Origin of the sequence: Vibrio sp. ER1A, from assembly GCF_000733315.1 — a bacterium.
In the GTDB taxonomy this organism is placed as follows: Bacteria; Pseudomonadota; Gammaproteobacteria; order Enterobacterales; family Vibrionaceae; genus Vibrio; species Vibrio mediterranei.
Map to the genome: position 1 here is coordinate 221680 of NZ_JPJA01000088.1, position 16874 is coordinate 238553.

Annotated in this window: 19 protein-coding genes; 10 read left to right on the top strand and 9 right to left on the bottom strand. The window is 43.1% G+C overall.

What is annotated here, in order from left to right; all coding sequences use genetic code 11:
• Positions 1–371: 371 nt before the first annotated feature.
• From HW45_RS16685 to btuD, 9 genes are all read left to right on the top strand, one after another.
• Positions 372–662, top strand: a complete 291-nt coding sequence (locus HW45_RS16685; RefSeq protein ID WP_006070567.1) for a hypothetical protein — start codon at positions 372–374, stop codon at positions 660–662.
• Between the two features lie 457 nt (positions 663–1119).
• Entirely contained in the window at positions 1120–2148 is a 1029-nt protein-coding gene (gene cobT, locus HW45_RS16690) for a nicotinate-nucleotide--dimethylbenzimidazole phosphoribosyltransferase (RefSeq protein WP_038228330.1), read from the top strand.
• Positions 2145–2933 (top strand): adenosylcobinamide-GDP ribazoletransferase, encoded by a 789-nt coding sequence (locus HW45_RS16695; protein ID WP_038228332.1) that lies wholly within the window; start codon positions 2145–2147, stop codon positions 2931–2933. Before cobT ends, HW45_RS16695 begins: the two co-directional genes overlap by 4 nt.
• Positions 2934–2942: 9 nt before the next feature.
• On the top strand, positions 2943–3479 hold the full coding sequence (cobU, locus tag HW45_RS16700) for a bifunctional adenosylcobinamide kinase/adenosylcobinamide-phosphate guanylyltransferase (RefSeq protein ID WP_038228334.1): 537 nt from the start codon (positions 2943–2945) through the stop codon (positions 3477–3479).
• A 28-nt stretch (positions 3480–3507) separates the two neighbouring features.
• Entirely contained in the window at positions 3508–4134 is a 627-nt protein-coding gene (locus tag HW45_RS16705) for a histidine phosphatase family protein (protein ID WP_038228336.1), read from the top strand.
• A 113-nt stretch (positions 4135–4247) separates the two neighbouring features.
• On the top strand, positions 4248–6047 hold the full coding sequence (locus HW45_RS16710) for a M3 family oligoendopeptidase (RefSeq protein ID WP_038228338.1): 1800 nt from the start codon (positions 4248–4250) through the stop codon (positions 6045–6047).
• A 187-nt stretch (positions 6048–6234) separates the two neighbouring features.
• Positions 6235–7263, top strand: a complete 1029-nt coding sequence (locus HW45_RS16715) for a succinylglutamate desuccinylase (protein ID WP_038228341.1) — start codon at positions 6235–6237, stop codon at positions 7261–7263.
• Between the two features lie 45 nt (positions 7264–7308).
• Positions 7309–8307 carry a vitamin B12 ABC transporter permease BtuC gene (gene btuC / locus HW45_RS16720; protein ID WP_038228343.1) on the top strand — a complete coding sequence of 333 codons (999 nt, stop codon included), beginning with the start codon at positions 7309–7311 and terminating at the stop codon, positions 8305–8307.
• Positions 8291–9049, top strand: a complete 759-nt coding sequence (gene btuD / locus HW45_RS16725) for a vitamin B12 ABC transporter ATP-binding protein BtuD (RefSeq protein ID WP_038228345.1) — start codon at positions 8291–8293, stop codon at positions 9047–9049. Before btuC ends, btuD begins: the two co-directional genes overlap by 17 nt.
• 115 nt (positions 9050–9164) lie before the next feature.
• On the opposite strand, the gene HW45_RS16730 is transcribed toward btuD, so the two are convergent.
• The 6 genes from HW45_RS16730 to HW45_RS16755 all read right to left on the bottom strand — a co-directional run bounded on the left by HW45_RS16730 (position 9165) and on the right by HW45_RS16755 (position 14676).
• Positions 9165–9365, bottom strand: coding sequence for a hypothetical protein (locus HW45_RS16730; protein ID WP_006070576.1), 201 nt, complete (start codon positions 9363–9365; stop codon positions 9165–9167).
• 21 nt (positions 9366–9386) lie between these two features.
• Entirely contained in the window at positions 9387–10874 is a 1488-nt protein-coding gene (locus HW45_RS16735; RefSeq protein ID WP_038228347.1) for a SulP family inorganic anion transporter, read from the bottom strand.
• Positions 10875–11397: 523 nt separating this feature from the next.
• On the bottom strand, positions 11398–11970 hold the full coding sequence (locus tag HW45_RS16740) for a nucleoside triphosphate pyrophosphohydrolase family protein (RefSeq protein WP_006070578.1): 573 nt from the start codon (positions 11968–11970) through the stop codon (positions 11398–11400).
• 419 nt (positions 11971–12389) lie between these two features.
• On the bottom strand, positions 12390–12653 hold the full coding sequence (locus tag HW45_RS16745) for a hypothetical protein (protein WP_038228349.1): 264 nt from the start codon (positions 12651–12653) through the stop codon (positions 12390–12392).
• 384 nt (positions 12654–13037) lie between these two features.
• Positions 13038–13613, bottom strand: coding sequence for a DUF1415 domain-containing protein (locus HW45_RS16750; RefSeq protein WP_038228351.1), 576 nt, complete (start codon positions 13611–13613; stop codon positions 13038–13040).
• 172 nt (positions 13614–13785) lie between these two features.
• Entirely contained in the window at positions 13786–14676 is an 891-nt protein-coding gene (locus HW45_RS16755) for a LysR family transcriptional regulator (RefSeq protein ID WP_038228353.1), read from the bottom strand.
• 118 nt (positions 14677–14794) lie between these two features.
• On the opposite strand from HW45_RS16755, the gene HW45_RS16760 reads away from it, so the two are divergent.
• Positions 14795–15235, top strand: a complete 441-nt coding sequence (locus HW45_RS16760; RefSeq protein ID WP_006070583.1) for an ester cyclase — start codon at positions 14795–14797, stop codon at positions 15233–15235.
• A gap of 78 nt (positions 15236–15313) precedes the next feature.
• On the opposite strand, the gene HW45_RS16765 is transcribed toward HW45_RS16760, so the two are convergent.
• From HW45_RS16765 to HW45_RS28415, 3 genes are all read right to left on the bottom strand, one after another.
• Positions 15314–15505 carry a hypothetical protein gene (locus tag HW45_RS16765; protein ID WP_038228355.1) on the bottom strand — a complete coding sequence of 64 codons (192 nt, stop codon included), beginning with the start codon at positions 15503–15505 and terminating at the stop codon, positions 15314–15316.
• A gap of 330 nt (positions 15506–15835) precedes the next feature.
• Positions 15836–16081, bottom strand: coding sequence for a hypothetical protein (locus HW45_RS16770; RefSeq protein ID WP_038222115.1), 246 nt, complete (start codon positions 16079–16081; stop codon positions 15836–15838).
• 140 nt (positions 16082–16221) lie between these two features.
• Complete coding sequence (locus tag HW45_RS28415) at positions 16222–16641, bottom strand: hypothetical protein (protein WP_006070585.1); 420 nt, start codon at positions 16639–16641, stop codon at positions 16222–16224.
• Positions 16642–16874 lie beyond the last annotated feature (233 nt).

Below are 16874 nucleotides of genomic sequence, written 5' to 3' on the forward strand. Positions count from 1 at the left end.
GTTGTATAAATTCCACTCTTTATGGTGTGAAAATTCTTTATTATTGATTGTTTTGTAGATTAAAGCTCGATCGTGTGAGAGTTTTTCAGTGCAATAAGCCTACTTTTGGGGTAGTAGTTAGTATGATGCATCGTATTACAAATAGCGGCTCAATTGTGTGATATTTAACCCATTTTATATTCCGGTAAGCTATATATTTACCAGCATGTTACAAAGCGCTGCCATTTGAGATGCGTTTTATAAAAATAGAACGATAGTTTAGAAATATGACAAATGTATCAATTTAAGTGATCAAGGTTGTCGGATTTAATAAGTATATTAGACTTTAGTATAAATAGACAGGTAAAGACCGCCAGAGTCGGGATAATAATATGAATCAAGAATTAAAACAGAAGATAGAAGAGCTTCTTGTGCTTGCGAGGATGCAAGGAGTTTCTATAGTTGGGTTAGCCGATATACCTAACTCAGATAAATGTCACGTATTTAAAACGATTGAGCATGATTGTAAGCAAGGTACGCGCAATTTAGACGATATTATGATGCGCCAAATGTGCGATGGAAAGCCAAGTAATTGTTCTACTTGCCATAAAACTACACCAGTGATCTCAGACGATGGCCTTGCACAGCTGTTTTCTGAGCTTCAGCAGCCTATTGACACTTAGCGAGCCAACTTTCCATCTAAAACGACGGACACTAAAAAGCCCTCTACAGCATTGTAGGGGGCTTTACCATTTTACTTACAGTTAAGTGATTTGGTCACGTCAGTGATAAAGGGACATTAGAACGTTTCTTGTTACTGTTTTGCGGTCCTTTTTTAGACGGAGCTCTTTGATTGGTAAGCATAATTGCCTCCTCACTTCTTTGTTATGTTGTTATTCTCAACACCTAGTCCGATTTAACTCAATTCCTTCTTCTCAATGTACGGTTGTTGATACGATCTTGGCAATACAGGGGTGTCCTTCACGTTATGCTTCCAAGATTTGGGTGAGATCTAAAGTTGGTTTGTGATCTCGTAATAAGTACACTAGGTGAACTCTAAGTATAGCTCATAGGCTCTAATGCAAATTTTGACGTTTTTGCAGGGAGTTAGAGTAAGTGGAATCATAAAGAAAGGACATCATGCTCGCGAATACATTTGATCAATCTATTCAAAATCGGATAGACCAAAAGACCAAGCCACTAGGTGCATTAGGAAAGCTCGAGGACATCGCTTTTCAGTTGGCAAAGATTCAAAGCCTCTCATTAGGTCATTTTGCAACTAGTATCGATGTATCAAATCCGCATGTCATCGTATTTGCAGGGGACCATGGCGTAGCCGAGCGGGGAGTGAGCATTGCGCCAAGTGCAGTAACTCAGCAAATGGTGATGAATTTTCTTGCCGGTGGCGCTGCAATTAACTGTTTCTGCCGTGCTAACGCGATAGCTTTCAACGTTGTAGACTGCGGAATGCTTGAGCCAGTTCCAGACAGTTCAGGTACCTTAGTTTTGAGTCGTTTAGGATGTGGAACGGATGATTTCTCCACACATCCTGCAATGACACTAGAACAAGCTGCACAAGGTATTGAAGCGGGAAGGAATATCGTCGCATCAAAGATAGAAAGCGGCGCAAACATACTCATGTTTGGCGAAATGGGTATTGGTAATACTAGCTCAGCATCAGCGTTGCTTTCTGCTATCACCGAGCTACCAGTGGCACAGAGCGTAGGGCTTGGGACTGGAATTAATGCCGAGCAACTTGCGCTAAAGCTGGCGTTGGTTCAGCAAGGTGTCGATAGAGTGCAGAGCAAATCAGTCATGGAGATCTTATCCGAACTGGGCGGTTTTGAAATTGTTCATATGGTGGGTGGTTTTCTAGAAGCAGCAAAACGACGCGTTCCAGTGTTGGTGGATGGCTTTATCGTTTCCGTTGCAGCGCTTATCGCCGCTAAGTTAGAACCAAGCTTAGAAGATGTTTTACTGTTCTCTCATACCTCTCAAGAAGCAGCGCATCGTTATGTATTGGAACAATTTAACGCGAAGCCGCTTTTAGACTTGTCGCTAAGATTAGGTGAAGGGACTGGAGCGGCACTTGCGTATCCACTTATTAAATGTGCGGCTGAGTTCTATAACTCAATGGCAAGCTTCGAGAGTGCTGGAGTAACAGTGTGAGTAACGAAAAATCTCGCAGTTGGTGGCGTTATCAATGGCAACTGTTTTGTCTCGCATTGAGTTTTTTTTCACGTTTGCCGATACCTAAAAACACGCCATATTCCACTGAGCGGATGAATCGCTCCGGTCGTTATTTTGCGGCAGTGGGCTTTGTTATTGGGGCACTGTGTGGGCTCGTTTTTACTGTTGCGAGTACTGTGCTTCCAGTGTCTGTCGCTGTTGTTATAACAATGGTGTTTAGTTTGCTATTAACGGGTGCATTTCATGAGGATGGCCTCGCAGATATGGCAGACGGCATTGGCGGTGGAATGACGGTCGAAAAACGACTGCTTATCATGAAAGACAGCCGACTTGGAACATACGGCGTCAGCACACTCGTGATGGTGTTACTGTTAAAGTTCGTCACCCTTGTAGAGCTTGCTAACCACAACCAGTTCATTGCCGCTATTATTCTGGCGTATGTTTTTAGTCGTGCCGTCGCGGCGTCGTTGATATCGACGATGCCGTATGTGTCTGATCCAGAGGGTAGCAAAAGCAAACCGCTAGCTAATCAACAAACACAAAAAGAGCTTATTTTTCTCGCTGTGTGTGCACTGCTTCCAGCGGTTTATTGGGGTATGCAAATCACTATTACTTTAGTGATTTGGGCATTGTTATTTCGAATAGGATTTAAACGTTGGCTTATGGCGAGATTAGGTGGATTCACAGGTGACTGCCTTGGCGCTGCGCAACAAATCGTGGAGCTGTCGGTTTACCTTATCTTGCTCGCATACACTGTGCCATAGGAGAAGTCTGTGCCAGTAGAATTGATAATAGGCGGTGCTCGCTCAGGCAAATCAAGCTTTGCAGAAAATAGAGTGTCGGAATTAATTGACGCTAGCGAGGGGCTTACCAAGCATTATGTAGCAACCTCTGAGCCGATTGATAACGAAATGCGCGCTCGTATTGAGCACCACCGTCGCCAACGTGGACTTGGCTGGCGAGAGTGGGAGTGCCCATTGGCGCTGGTGGAGCAATTATCGACCTTCTCATCGTCGGATGTCGTACTTATTGACTGCCTCACGTTGTGGCTGAACAACCACCTTTTCCATTTAGGTGACGACTGTGATGATCTGGGTTTAATGAGGGAAATTGAAACCTTAGTCAAGGCCTTAGCACAATGTGATGCGCATGTAATTGTCGTGTCGAACGAGGTCGGCTTAGGGGTTGTGCCTATGGGCGAAGTGTCTCGCCTTTTTGTGGATAATGGGGGGCGTATGAACCAACAAATCGCAAAGATTGCAGAGAAAGTTGTGTTTGTCGCCGCTGGTTTACCGTTAGTTTTGAAGTAACTGCGGAGCGGAGTAACAAGGGAAGGTAATGCAGAACATTTTACTGATGCGTCACGGCAAAGTATCGGCGCCTCCAGCTTTATACGGCGTAACCGATGTTGAAGTTGCTAAGAATACCAACCTAGACATTGTCTCAGCTTTGGCCGCCACACAAATTGATATTCAAAACATCTACTCTTCTCCTTTAAAGCGCTGTGCCACGCTAGCGCAAATGGTAAGTCAAACGATGAATATCGATGTAGCGCACGTCGATGAATTGGCTGAAATGAACTTTGGCACCTTTGATGGTGTCCCATTTGATAAGATGAGCAAACAAGATTGGTTGAGCGTCGAGCCGTTTTGGAGTGACCCGGTGAACCATCCTCTTCCACAAGCCGAGTCAGTGAGTCAATTTAGAGCTCGTGTTCTTCACGGTTGGCACAGCCTTCTTGCGTTACTTAGTCAGCCCAATAAAACAACATTGGTAGTTGCTCATGGTGGTGTAATTCGATTGATTTTAGCGGAAGTTGTTGGTTTAGATTGGGCCAATCCAAAGCTCTACTCAACGCTTGATATTGGCAATGCCTCTATCACTCATTTACAGTTTAATTCCGAGTTCCCTGCGCATGTAAAAGTGAAAACGGTCGGGGCCTCTCTACATTCTTTTAAGTTATAACAGTGAGTTACGGCAGCTGTGCCTCTTCGAAGGCTGTCAGCAACCGTTAACTAGGTCTCGTGGAATCAATGATGTTTAGGTTTCGCGAAACACTAATACAAGGAAATATCGCAATGAACAAAGCCGTTTGGGATCTATCAATAGCTTATCAAAACCTTGATGATCCAAAAGTAGAGCAAGACATTGCTTTGATTCAACGTTCTATTGAATTGTTGAATAGCCATAGTGGTGAACGTCAAAACGTGTCAGCGATGCAAAATGCGATTCAAACCATGGAGGCGGCTGGCACTTTGTTGGCGACCGTAAATACCTTGGCAAATTGCTATGCCTCTACAGATGCGCAAAATACACAAGCCAAACAGTTAATTGGACGTATTGCTCAGCTCAACTCAGAGCTGGAGCAGGCGTTTACGCCGTATGAAAATACCCTAGCGTTGGCGGAAGTGTCATTCATAGAACAAGTTTTAAATCATGATAATCCTTCAGTCTCCGGGCAAGGTTTTCAAATTGAGTTATTGCAGCGCAAAGCCGAAACTCAGCTGAGCATTGAGGAAGAGCAACTGCTTTCAGCGATGCAAGTAGACGGACGCGATGCATGGGGCAGGTTATACGATAATATTACTGGCTCACTGACCATTGATATCAAAACGGATTCCGGCTCTGAAACCGTAGGATTTTCAACAGCGGCGAGTCTCTTGTATGGTGGTGAATTTGCTAAGCAGCAAGCTGCTTGGGAAGGCATTCAATCAGCGATGAAAGCTAATGAAACGTCGTTTGCTGCCATCGTGAATGCCTTAGCCGGTTGGCGACACAATGAAGGTAAAAAGCGTTCAAAAGCGAAGCAAGAACATTTCTTAGACTCTAGCTTGCGCGAGAATCGTATTCAACGAGAAACACTGGATGCGATGATGTCTGCTGCTAATGAGAGTAAAACAATAGGTCAGAAAGCGGGAAGATTAATGGCTCGCGTTCATGGACTTGATGCGATGACACCTTGGAACCACCTCGCTGCGATGCCACCATTAAACAGTGGCGAAGCACAAATCTATTCTTTTGAAGAAGGCATCGCGGTCATTAAAGCCGCATTTGAACAGGTCGACCCATCCATGGCGGAGTTTGTTCAAACCATGGTTGATAATGGTTGGATTGATGCGAAGCCGTCAAACAACCGCCGTTTAGGCGCGTATTGTACCAAGCTTGCCGCGACACGCACGCCATTGGTCTTTATGACTTGGGGTGGTAGCCGCTCGGATTTGCTAACGTTAGCTCATGAGCTAGGACATGCTTTTCACAACTGGGTGATGCGTGACTTGCCTCTGTGTCGCACTCATTACCCGATGACTTTGGCAGAAACGGCCTCCATTTTTGCTGAAAATATCGTTCGAGATTACTTGTTAGATCAAGCGCAAACCACGGAAGAGAAGCTAGAAATGCTGTGGGAGGAGTTATCTTCTGCCTACGCTCTGACGATAAATATTCCAGTGCGCTATGAGTTTGAAAAAGCCTTCTATGAAGCCCGAGAAACAAGTGAGTTGGACGCCAAACAGCTATGCGAACTTATGTCGACAACATGGAGTGATTGGTATGGTGATTCCATGTCAGGAACCGATCCATATTTCTGGGCGAGCAAGCTGCATTTCAGCATCTCTGAACTGAGTTTCTACAACTATCCATATTTATTTGGTTATCTATTTAGCCAGGGTGTTTATGCACAGCGTACAACCAAAGGAGAGGCATTCTTCCCTGACTATGTTTCCTTGTTACGAGATACAGGGTCTTATTTAGCTGAAGAGGTGGTGTTGAAGCACATGGGTAAAGACCTAACTCAAGCCTCATTTTGGAATGAAGGAATGGCTAAGTTGGCGTTGAAAGTGGATGAATTTGAATCTTTGCTTGATAGCCTAGAAAGTTAAGAAAGCCTGAAACGTCTGTGGTGATAGGGTAGTTATGTCACCACATGCGTAGTGCTCAACATTGATTTTTCGGTAAAATAGGTGTTTTGCCTTAAAGTTACGAGACTTACTTCGATAAACGCGATCATATCCGTATAAATTTATTGAATGTTTCATTACCATACCGCTGTTAGATAGGGAGCAGCGCATGACGAAATCGCTTTTTCGCCAGTCATTTCTGAAAGATACATTGGAAACCGAAACTGAGTTCACTGCAAAATCGCTGAACACTCCAGATGGAGTGAAAATGGAACTGAGTTATCGTGGGGTACTAGAAGTTACCCCAAAACATCTAGATAAAGACAGTAAACACATCATAATTTCATGTGGCATTCACGGTGACGAAACAGCACCGATGGAACTGGTCAGCAAAATGGTGGAAGACATAGAATCGGGCTTTTTAAAGCTGAATGCTCGTTGTCTGTTTATCATTGCTCATCCAGAGGCTACCAACCGACATACGCGTTTTATTGATGAGAATCTAAATCGATTATTCGGTAGTAAAGAGCACGCCGTAAACCGTGAGGTGGCGATTGCTAAGCACTTGAGATTGTTAGTCGACAAGTTTTATCAAGGAACAGAAGAGGCAAGTCGCTGGCATTTGGATTTGCACTGTGCGATTCGTGAATCAAAACACTATTCTTTTGTCGTTAGCCCTCGTGCACGACATGCGGTAAGAAGCAAGGCTCTGTTTGATTACGTTGCGAGCGCGCATATGGATGCGGTGCTGTTATCCAATGCGCCGTCGAGTACGTTTAGTTGGTTCTCCGCCGAGAATTATGGCGCACAAGCGTTAACAATGGAACTTGGGCGTGTAGCGCGAATTGGCGAAAACGATCTGGAAAAACTGCTTGCGTTTGATATTGCTACTCGAGATCTGTTGTCTGAAGAAACACCAGAGCATTTAGCGAAGCAGCCAGTCATTTATCGTGTGTCACGCACTGTGGTTCGTCACCATGATGATTTTGGCTTCTTGTTTGACGATGATGTCGAGAATTTCACAGAGTTTAAACACGGTGAAGTCTTTGGCCATGACGGTGATAAACCATTAATGGCAAAGAACGATCATGAAGCCATTGTTTTTCCGAACCGCAAAGTGGTGGTTGGGCAACGCGCTGCCTTGATGGTGGTTAAAGTGGCAACCCGCTATGAGGATGACCAACTGGTCTACGATTGATCGAAAAACAGTGGCGTTCTGCATCGCCGCTGTTATGCTTCTCAAATGGAATTCAATCAGTTACTGAATCAAAACCAAAGACGCTGGCGCAAATTGATTATTGCGATGACTGGCGTCTTAGTTATTTTCGCGTTACTCCACCTATCGGTTGGAGAGCTTTTTATTAATCCGTTCTCACCTCAGACCGCACTTGAGTCTCGTCTTCTCTATGATTTGCGTTTACCAAGACTGCTTGCTGCCGCTGCGATTGGAGCCGCGCTCGCGCTCTCTGGTGCTTCGCTGCAAGTGTTGTTAGGTAATGTACTCGCAGAACCTGGTGTCCTGGGTATTTCAGGCGGTGCCAGTTTGGGAATGGTGATCATTTTGTTTGCTTTTCCCGCGGCTGCGACGCCACTGGGTTTTATGTTATCCGGGGTGGTTGGGGCACTTGGCTTCACCTTGATATTGGTGAGTATGGCCAAAACCATGAGATTGACAACAACTCGACTGCTGTTAGTGGGGGTCGCACTTGGAATTCTATCTAGCGCTGTGGTGACTTGGGCGTTCTACTTCAGTGACGAGCTTAGTCTTCGCCAGTTAATGTACTGGTTGATGGGAAGCGTCGGTGGCGTAAGTTGGTATCAACATGTTCTCACGGTGTTAATGATTCCAATAGGCGTCTGGCTATGCCTTCAAGGTAAGGTTTTGGATAAGTTGATGGTAGGAGAAGTTCACGCTAAGCAATTGGGTGTGGATGTAAACCGCGTCCGTTGGCAACTCATCCTTTGTGTATCGCTGTTGGTAGGTGGCTCGGTTGCTTTAGGTGGTGTGATTAGCTTCGTTGGATTAGTTGTCCCGCATCTACTTCGCTTGGCTTTCGGCACTGAAAACCGTTACTTGTTGCCATTGTCTGCGGTAACGGGAGCAACATTGTTGGTGATCTCTGACATACTTGCGCGACTAGTATTGGATTCTGCTGAGCTACCCGTTGGAGTGATGACCACGACAATAGGAGCGCCGATCTTTATTTGGATGCTGGTGAAGAGTCATGATTCAAGTTCATAACCTAACTATTGGCACTAGGTTACTACCATTGACGATCGATATCCCAACGGGACAACTAACGCATGTTATTGGTCCGAACGGTAGTGGCAAAAGCACCTTACTAGCAGCTTTAGCTGGTGTGATTGACTATCAAGGTGACATTGTTATTGAAGGTACGACGCTGTCGACCTTATCTCTGCCAGATATTGCATTAACGCGAGCGTATCTCAGTCAATCCGCTCGCCCAGCGTTCAATATGCCTGTTTACCAGTTTCTTTCGTTATCCATTCCTGCAAATTGCAGAGATGACAGCGAAGAGGTAAATCGAGCCATTCTATCTATTGTCGAACTGCTTAATCTGGATACCATGTTGAGTCGTACCGTCCATCATTTATCTGGTGGTGAGTGGCAGCGAGTGCGGTTAGCGGCTTGTTGTCTTCAAGTTTGGAAACCCATCAACCCATTAGCCAAATATCTAATTCTGGACGAACCAGCGGCTCCACTTGATATTGGCCAGGAAAAATACCTCCATAGACTCATAGATCTTGTCACTGGACAGGGTACAACTGTCGTTGTGGCGAATCACGATCTGAACGTGACTTTGAGAAGGGCGGACAATGTTGTGCTATTGAGCAATGGTGTACTCGAAGCGGTAGGGAGTAGCCAGTATGTTCTGACAGTTGAGAACATTAACTCGGTTTACAGGACCAATGTGCAAAAGGTTGAGCATAACGGCAGAGCCTATCTTATTTTTGAAGATTAATGATGCCGTTAATAGAATGATCAGCGCATTTGGACGAACAGCCTCATCGTCGTAATAGGTTAGCTTTGTACAGCTAACCTATGCTTAGCTTAATGATTGAACTGAAGAATTAACATTAGTGGTTGAGAGCCACGAAAATCGCAATAACAGATAAAATGGATGGAATTGCGATCCCAAAAATCATCACTTTCAATTTCATCCAATATAATCTTGATTCATATCTCCGCGTTTGCTCCAGTAGATACAAAAGCCGATCTAACTTCATATCTTCATCACCAAAATAGGTAGCGAGTTCTTCGTCATAACGTAAGCTCATTGTTGGTTCTCCCAATGGTGATTAGTGACCGAATGTCATAGTTAAGAAGTTAGGGTTGTCATATTTACCGTATTTTCTGACCAGAGCTTCGGTTTGAGGATTCATCCCGATGACTTCAACTTGATTACCAAGTTTGGAAAAACGTAATACCACTCTATCTAAGGCATCAACCGCGGTAATATCCCAAAAGTGAGCATCTGATAAATCGATTGTGACCACAGGGTGCTCATTGTCATAGCTAAACATATCAACGAAGTCGTAGGCTGATGCAAAGAAAATCTGCCCATGAACCTTATGAGTAATATGCTCTCCATCAACAATAACTTCGTCGACCACATCCATGATAGAGATACTGGCATTGGCGTAAAATACGGAAGCCAAAAGTACGCCAACTAGCACGCCGATGGCGAGATTATGTGTCATAACCACGGATACCACCGTTGCTAGCATGATGACATTGGATTGGAGTGGGTGATGTTTTATCTCGACCAGCGATTTCCAAGAGAAGGTGGAGATGGAAACCATAATCATCACAGCGACAAGTGCAGCCATTGGGATTTGCTTTAAGAAGTCGCCAAGAAAAACTACCATTACCAGCAATGCTACGCCGGCAAATAAGGTGGACAGTCGAGTTCTTCCTCCTGATTTCATGTTAACCATAGACTGACCAATCATGGCACAACCAGCCATGCCGCCCAGTAATCCTGCAACAATATTAGCAATACCTTGACCTTTGCACTCTTTGTTCTTATCACTGGTTGAATCGGTGTAATCATCAATGATGGTCGCCGTCATTAGTGACTCCAACACGCCAACAACTGCTAAGGCAAGTGAATAAGGGAAGATGATTTGCAGCGTTTCTAAATTGAATGGAATATCAGGTAAAAGGAACACTGGTAAAGTATTAGGCAGTTCACCCATATCACCAACGGTTCTGACGTCAAAACCCAGGTAGGTACTGATTAGGGTAATCGCGACAATACACACCAAAGGAGAGGGTAACGCCTTGCCAATTTTAGGAATTAAAGGAAGCAAATAAATGATGCCTAATCCTGCTAGTGTTAGTGCGTACACGTGCCATGTCACATCGGTCAACTCAGGCAATTGTGCCATGAAGATCAAAATGGCTAGCGCATTGATAAACCCAGTAATGATCGATTTGGCGATAAATCGCATCAGATTGCCCAGTTTAAGCCAACCGATTACATATTGAATCACTCCGGTTAACAGGGTTGCTGCCAAAAGGTAATCCAATCCGTGGTTTTTAACCAAAGAGGTCATCAATAAAGCCATGGCTCCAGTAGCCGCTGAGACCATGCCAGGTCTTGCGCCAGTAAAAGCAATGACGACACAGATACTAAACGAGGCATACAAGCCTACTTTAGGATCTAATCCTGCAATAATCGAAAAGGCAATAGCCTCTGGAATCAATGCTAGGGCGACAACAATACCTGCTAAGAGATCGTTGCTGATGTTACTAAACCACTCTTCTTTACTAAAAACTGCCATATAAATGAGTTCTGTCCTAATTATCAAATTGTAAAAAGCCAACTTCGTTTCGCGCGAGCGCAAGTACGAATTTGTCGTTTAGAACCTAAGTTCTTTTTGTTTCGGCTGTCGCCGAGCGTTCATTTTTGGGATTTTGTAGTCACAACCAGATATCTGGGACGATACCTAATCGCAGTGAGTAATCGTGTAATTACTTACATGCCGTGACCAATGCTGTGTTGACCTCAAGAAGGCAAAGATGCCTCAATCAGTCTGCGTATAGCTGTGACGCTTGGGAGAGCGCCGACAAGAGTTATTCGATAGCACTAAGGTATTAAACTAGCGCCAGTTTTTATAAACTTGCATTAGGTTTTTTGCCTTGGTATCGAATGGCTGGCATTGTACGCTCATCTCGTTATGTGCATAGATGCTCAATCATAACTTGCAGTTTTGATAGGTAGAAATAAAGCGAAGGGGTGAATGATTCTAAGGGAAACAAAAATGGCTATCACAAGGATAGCCATTTTAAAGCAAGTCGCTCGGTCTATACCAAAGGAGTTAGATCTGCTGGGCGGTAATAGACGGATTTAAGTACTTTGCCTTTACGAATTGTTTTTGCTTCAGAAACGAAATCTTCAGCACATTTTGCGATGATGTATTCGCCTTTTTGAACGGCCATTAGGGCAATGCCTTGCTTCGCGTAGTGCGCTTCAGTTTCCGCATACTCTTGCTCGTTGCGGCATACTTTGCTCATGTTACTAGAGTGGATTTCATCCCAGCATTTGATGAAGTCGATGTCGCGGTTGGCTGCTACATGCAGTAGAAGCTCAATAAGGTAACTGATAGCCACGTTATCTTCTACTTTGCTGTCGCCAAGGTGCACTAAGCGACCCATTAAGACATAAACAGAATCGATGATCGCGTCCGCTTGTTCGACTTTGCTGTCAGCTTCGGCCAACTCAGTCATTTCTTCGATAGCAAGAGAGCTATGCAAAGTATCCGCTGCATCATCTAGAGAATTAGAGTCATTTACTGGTAGGTCAAATGTAGTACGGAACTCAGTGATATCACGATAAAGGTGATCGAAAATCTCTTGGGTAAGTTTGGTTAATTTCATCGATTTCTGTCTTTTGGTATAGGTTTTACGATCCTATCAAACACCATGGCTTTTCGCTAGCAATGCGATATATGCGTATTGTAGATATAAGTGTGATTGAATTATCACTATTGCTAATTTGTGTGTACACTTTGTTCACGATCTAATCACTGTAAGATTGAATAAGATCATGATTGTTATTAGAATTATTTCGATCCCCAAAACAAGCTGTGAATTTCGACCAATCGGTGTCATGTATACGAGAACGGGTTGGTCTACAGTTTCAGAAAGTACACGTACTTTTTGGAAAACGTCGTTTCGGAATTAGGGTCCCGAGTCGTCGTACTTAAAGGCCACCTTTCGAGGTGGCCTTTTAACATCTTGTACTCAATAGCGCAGTAAAATGGGCGTTAACTAGACACAAGTTTGTGTTGGAAGTGTCATCTGTCAGTTGGCAGTTCAGTATAAAAGTCATCGAAATTGCCCCATAGTTCTAGTAACTGATACACCTCTTTTTGAGTAATAAACTTACTATTCACATGATCTTTGCCATCTAAAAGCACGAGGTAGTGAGGCGTGACTTGGTTTGCTGTTGATATGGCATTCCATTGGGCGAGAATGCTCTCGGAGCAAGCGTTAGAAAAAGTGGCAAGTTCGATGCCTGTTTCTCCAACAGTATTGTAGATAGTTAGAGATAAACTCATATTAAAATGCCGAATGAATAGAGTCTTAAGGATGGCTGTAGTGTATCAGTAGGCATGAATACTACAAAGCAAAGACTTGTCAGAATTGTATGGCATTTATACGTGGAAAAGTTCGCCCACTAAACTAACAGCATAGTGGGCAGACTAATCACTTTGTTGACTCTATTTGAGCCGTAGTTTGGGCTGCGTTGTCATGTCCCATTTGATCCATGATGTCGTAGGTCACAAAATAGGTGACAAGCAGAATCAAAGGGATAAATTTAATCCAAGGTTTCATGGTGGTAGTCTCATCAAATCAATTAAGGTGAAACTACCACTGAGTTAACGGTTTCGATACGACTAAAATCGCAATGTAAGGTTGACTTGAGCAGAGCTTGAATTTGATCAATGACCAAATAGATATGGGAACAATTGTTTTCTTTCCGATTCATTTAGAGCGCTGACGCGATCAATATTATTATCTGGGATCGCTTCCGGATTCGGGTAGTGGTTTAGCACTCGCTCCATACTTTCTTCTCGAATAAGGTGGAAGATAGGGTAGGGAGAACGATTGGTCAGATTTTCTGGGTCTTCTGGCTCTGCACCACCAAAGCAGTAATCTGGGTGGAATGTCGCGACTTGGTAAATACCTTCCCAATCATTTTGTTTGATAAGTGCTTCGACCCAATCAATAAAGAAGTTATAGTCCATAAAGTCTTCAAGCATATTCGGAACTACAACCAACGTGGTCTCGAGATCACTCACTTCGGTTTGTTCCAATAACATCAGTTCACCCAGAATATCTTCTAAAAGACCTTCTTCATTATTGGCCAGACTAACAAAAGTTTTGATTTGCTTGTTTCTTTCTGGTTTAGCTGCAAAAGGGCAAAGGTTTAAACCAATAACCACATCTTTCAACCACTGTTGAACTTGCTGCTCGATCTTTACTACTTCTTCACGTAAGGGTCTAATTTCTTTCATATATTTTTGTAATCAACGCATTGTTGCTATTCAGTTGCTTAAGCTGAGGCACCAAAAATCCATCAGCTGAAGTGAAATGATACTCGAACCCATTGGATTAAAGCGTCAGTTAGCCACATGCTAATGCAGTTGAGGCTAATTTGAAACTCTTTTGGGTCACAGTCAATAATAGTCAAAGCATCAAGAAAGCTCTAAGTTCCTCAATGAATGTTTTGACTTTCCGAGGCGTATTAACTCGTTCTTGATAGAGTGCGTACACTGCCCGGTTTTGTAATTGGTAGTGGCTGAGCACTTCGATGAGTTTGCCATCAATGATTTCTTTTTTAGCCAATTGTCTTGGGAGCATAGCGACACCAAAGTGGTTGAGCAGCGCCACTTTAATGGCTTGAACACTATTGACCGAAATCGAAGGCGAAACCTCAATGTCGTGTTCTTCTATGCCCTTGCGAAAACGCCATAGAGAATAGTTTTTAAGATTTGGGTCTTCAACTACCCGATGAGACAATAAGTCTGTTGGATGTAGAATCGGCTCATGATTTTGCAAATATTGTGGTGACGCACAGACAATGCATTGGTTTTCAGTGAGTTTCGTAGCAACAAGATCTAGGTCTTGTTTAACTAAGTTACCCGAGCGGATGGCGACGTCATAGCCTTGCGAAGAGATATCGTTTACTCCGTCATCAAGGAGTAGGTTAACTTTAACTTCTGGATACCTAGTACAAAATTCGCAGATGAATGGCATTAACATGATCTCGGTAAGACCATTCGGTGCGAGAACGTTCAACGTACCCGACATTGCAACGCTATCGTGCCTAATGCTGTCGTTCAGCGTATCCAACTTAGTCACTAAAATATTTGACTCAAGGTAGTAGTGTTTACCTGCATCAGTTAAAGACAGTGTTTTCGTTGAACGATTCATTAACCGCGTGCCTAGATGATTTTCTAGATCTCGAATGTTTCGGCTAACCAGAGATTTGGATACGCCTAATTGCTTTGAAGCACCAGTGAAGCTGCCTTCTTCAACGGTACTGATAAACGAGCGCATAAGTGTAAGTAGATTCATGGTTCTTCTTATTGTGTACTAATTGTTGACATCCTATCCACCTTTTAAAGTCTATTCAAATCTACTGATGCCAATAAAATAACAATAAAAACAAAGGTAAAGTAAAAGGAGAATAAAGATGACAAGTAAACAAGTTCAAACAATTAAAGACTATTTTGAATTTTGTGTTGATGGAAAGGCAACAGAGCGTGTGGGCGAATATTTTGCGGCTGATGCTTTGATCCATAGACCGGATTGCGGAACAACATTACGAGGGCTTGAAGAGTTTGAAGCTAAGCTCAAATCTTGTGTTACTGAACGGTACGAAAGTGTGAAAACAACGTTTCAAAGAGTCATCGAGACTGAGGGCGAAGTAGTCGTGGCGTTAACGCATAAGGCTGAAAATTCAAACACGTGGATGGGTTTTGATGTGTCAGGAAAAGATGTGACATGGACTAGCCTTACCTATTTCCGTTTCAATAATGAAGGCAAAATAATCGAAGAGATTGTTGAACGAAACGAACTTAGTATGGCTAACCAATTGGGCTTACACCTAGATGTCACCAAAGAGCGTAATTAACACTTACAGCATAGAATTCGAAGTATTTCTTTGAGTCAACAAAGTAGAAAGCCATCTTGTATAAGATGGCTTTTATCGTTAATCGGATTTTCTTTCTACCTCCGCAGGACAAGACTTCGCCAGTGGGACTTCAACGACGTAGTCACGACCGTTGTCATCGTAATGGCAAATACGATGATCACCATTCTTAAACTCATAGTCGTACTGGACTGTGTAAGCGAAGGCTAGCGGAGCAGCTAGTGATAGCGCTAGAAATATCAGTTTTTTCATAGGTACTTCCTCCTTGTTTGTCTTTGTTTGATTGACAGTTGTAATCGCTTAAAAACAAAAAATCCTTAAGTGAGTAATTCCATGAGAGTGAGAAACGCTGGAGCTATCAAAAGAAGAAAGCAGAGCCACATCATCGCAATGGCCAGACGCTCAACACCGTCAGTAGTGCAGACCTTGAGTAGGGTCTTTGTGAGCGGGTGGTCTAAAAACTTAACTATACGCGCCATATCAACAAGCATTGAGCAAGTAATACGTTGTCGTTGCGACAGCGCAGGCAGAAAATAAAAGTAGGATGAGAGCGAGCGTTTCTTTATCCATCTTCTTATGCCGCTACTGACTAAAAAGTAGCGCTTTTGAGAAAAAACGAGTGAAACCGCATTTATCGCAACAGAGATGTACATATTCAATGTTGCCCATCGTCACCGTATAGATAGTATCTGGTAGAGCCGAAATATTGGAATAGCGACTATTGATCTTTGGTGTTCGCCAATATTCAGAGCCACATTGAGAACAGACAGATTCGACTTTCTTTTCTTTCAAACGGTCATATAGTTCATTTATTGTTAGTGTGTTCATAACTAATACCTAGATGTTCTTTTGAGAGAAAAATAAGATAGTAGATCTCGCATTAGCCAATTGTTAACTAAACATAACGAGAAAAAAGAGAATACTTGAATATTGTTATTGGTCATGTTTGGTTTCTTCATTATTGATGCTCATAGATCTTTTGCACATCTAACATCTTTCAAGGTTCTTATCGTCGGTTCCATTACGGGAATTTGCCTTTTGCGAAAGACCTTGCGATGTTTAATTACTTCAGTGATAGATTGGTGTTGAGAGATATTCCCGGTATAGATGACCTTAATGTCATGACACAAGAACCAACCACCGATAAAATCCCCGCTTAGCCTTGTCAGCAGCTTATGCGACGAGGCTTTTTTACTTCGTCCAACATGCCCTCCAAATGACATCAAATCACCGTTAGATACGACACACCAATACACTTTGCTCACTTTTCGGTTTATGAATAGTGTCCCGTCGGGGAAGAGAGGTGGGGCGTTCTCACCCAATAAGTTCTCTATATCAGGATTGGTAAGAATTTGGAAAGGTTTGCGTTGTGCTGTAGCGCGTCCCATTGTTTACCTCTCATAAAATCTTCGTTTTATGTTAATTTTGATTATATAGGCTGACATGGTTTGTTGATTATTTAACTATTTTTACTGTTATTGTGATTATATTATTAAACGATTTTTAACTTATTTGGCCAATGGTTTTAATAGTCCTTGTTATACATGGCCTTCAATTGAGCGATCTTGTGGTTTCATATTTTAAAAAGAACCCTCTAACAATTTTTCATGGAAGTTTGTTA

Excerpts from the sequence above, each read along its gene's own strand:
- HW45_RS16685 (WP_006070567.1), top strand. The coding sequence starts at position 372 with ATGAATCAAGAATTAAAACAGAAGATAGAAGAGCTTCTTGTGCTTGCG.
- cobT (WP_038228330.1), top strand. The coding sequence starts at position 1,120 with ATGCTCGCGAATACATTTGATCAATCTATTCAAAATCGGATAGACCAA.
- HW45_RS16705 (WP_038228336.1), top strand. The coding sequence starts at position 3,508 with ATGCAGAACATTTTACTGATGCGTCACGGCAAAGTATCGGCGCCTCCA.
- HW45_RS16710 (WP_038228338.1), top strand. The coding sequence starts at position 4,248 with ATGAACAAAGCCGTTTGGGATCTATCAATAGCTTATCAAAACCTTGAT.
- HW45_RS16715 (WP_038228341.1), top strand. The coding sequence starts at position 6,235 with ATGACGAAATCGCTTTTTCGCCAGTCATTTCTGAAAGATACATTGGAA.
- btuC (WP_038228343.1), top strand. The coding sequence starts at position 7,309 with ATGGAATTCAATCAGTTACTGAATCAAAACCAAAGACGCTGGCGCAAA.
- btuD (WP_038228345.1), top strand. The coding sequence starts at position 8,291 with ATGATTCAAGTTCATAACCTAACTATTGGCACTAGGTTACTACCATTG.
- HW45_RS16730 (WP_006070576.1), bottom strand. The coding sequence starts at position 9,365 with ATGAGCTTACGTTATGACGAAGAACTCGCTACCTATTTTGGTGATGAA.
- HW45_RS16735 (WP_038228347.1), bottom strand. The coding sequence starts at position 10,874 with ATGGCAGTTTTTAGTAAAGAAGAGTGGTTTAGTAACATCAGCAACGAT.
- HW45_RS16740 (WP_006070578.1), bottom strand. The coding sequence starts at position 11,970 with ATGAAATTAACCAAACTTACCCAAGAGATTTTCGATCACCTTTATCGT.
- HW45_RS16745 (WP_038228349.1), bottom strand. The coding sequence starts at position 12,653 with ATGAGTTTATCTCTAACTATCTACAATACTGTTGGAGAAACAGGCATC.
- HW45_RS16750 (WP_038228351.1), bottom strand. The coding sequence starts at position 13,613 with ATGAAAGAAATTAGACCCTTACGTGAAGAAGTAGTAAAGATCGAGCAG.
- HW45_RS16755 (WP_038228353.1), bottom strand. The coding sequence starts at position 14,676 with ATGAATCTACTTACACTTATGCGCTCGTTTATCAGTACCGTTGAAGAA.
- HW45_RS16760 (WP_006070583.1), top strand. The coding sequence starts at position 14,795 with ATGACAAGTAAACAAGTTCAAACAATTAAAGACTATTTTGAATTTTGT.
- HW45_RS16765 (WP_038228355.1), bottom strand. The coding sequence starts at position 15,505 with ATGAAAAAACTGATATTTCTAGCGCTATCACTAGCTGCTCCGCTAGCC.
- HW45_RS16770 (WP_038222115.1), bottom strand. The coding sequence starts at position 16,081 with ATGAACACACTAACAATAAATGAACTATATGACCGTTTGAAAGAAAAG.
- HW45_RS28415 (WP_006070585.1), bottom strand. The coding sequence starts at position 16,641 with ATGGGACGCGCTACAGCACAACGCAAACCTTTCCAAATTCTTACCAAT.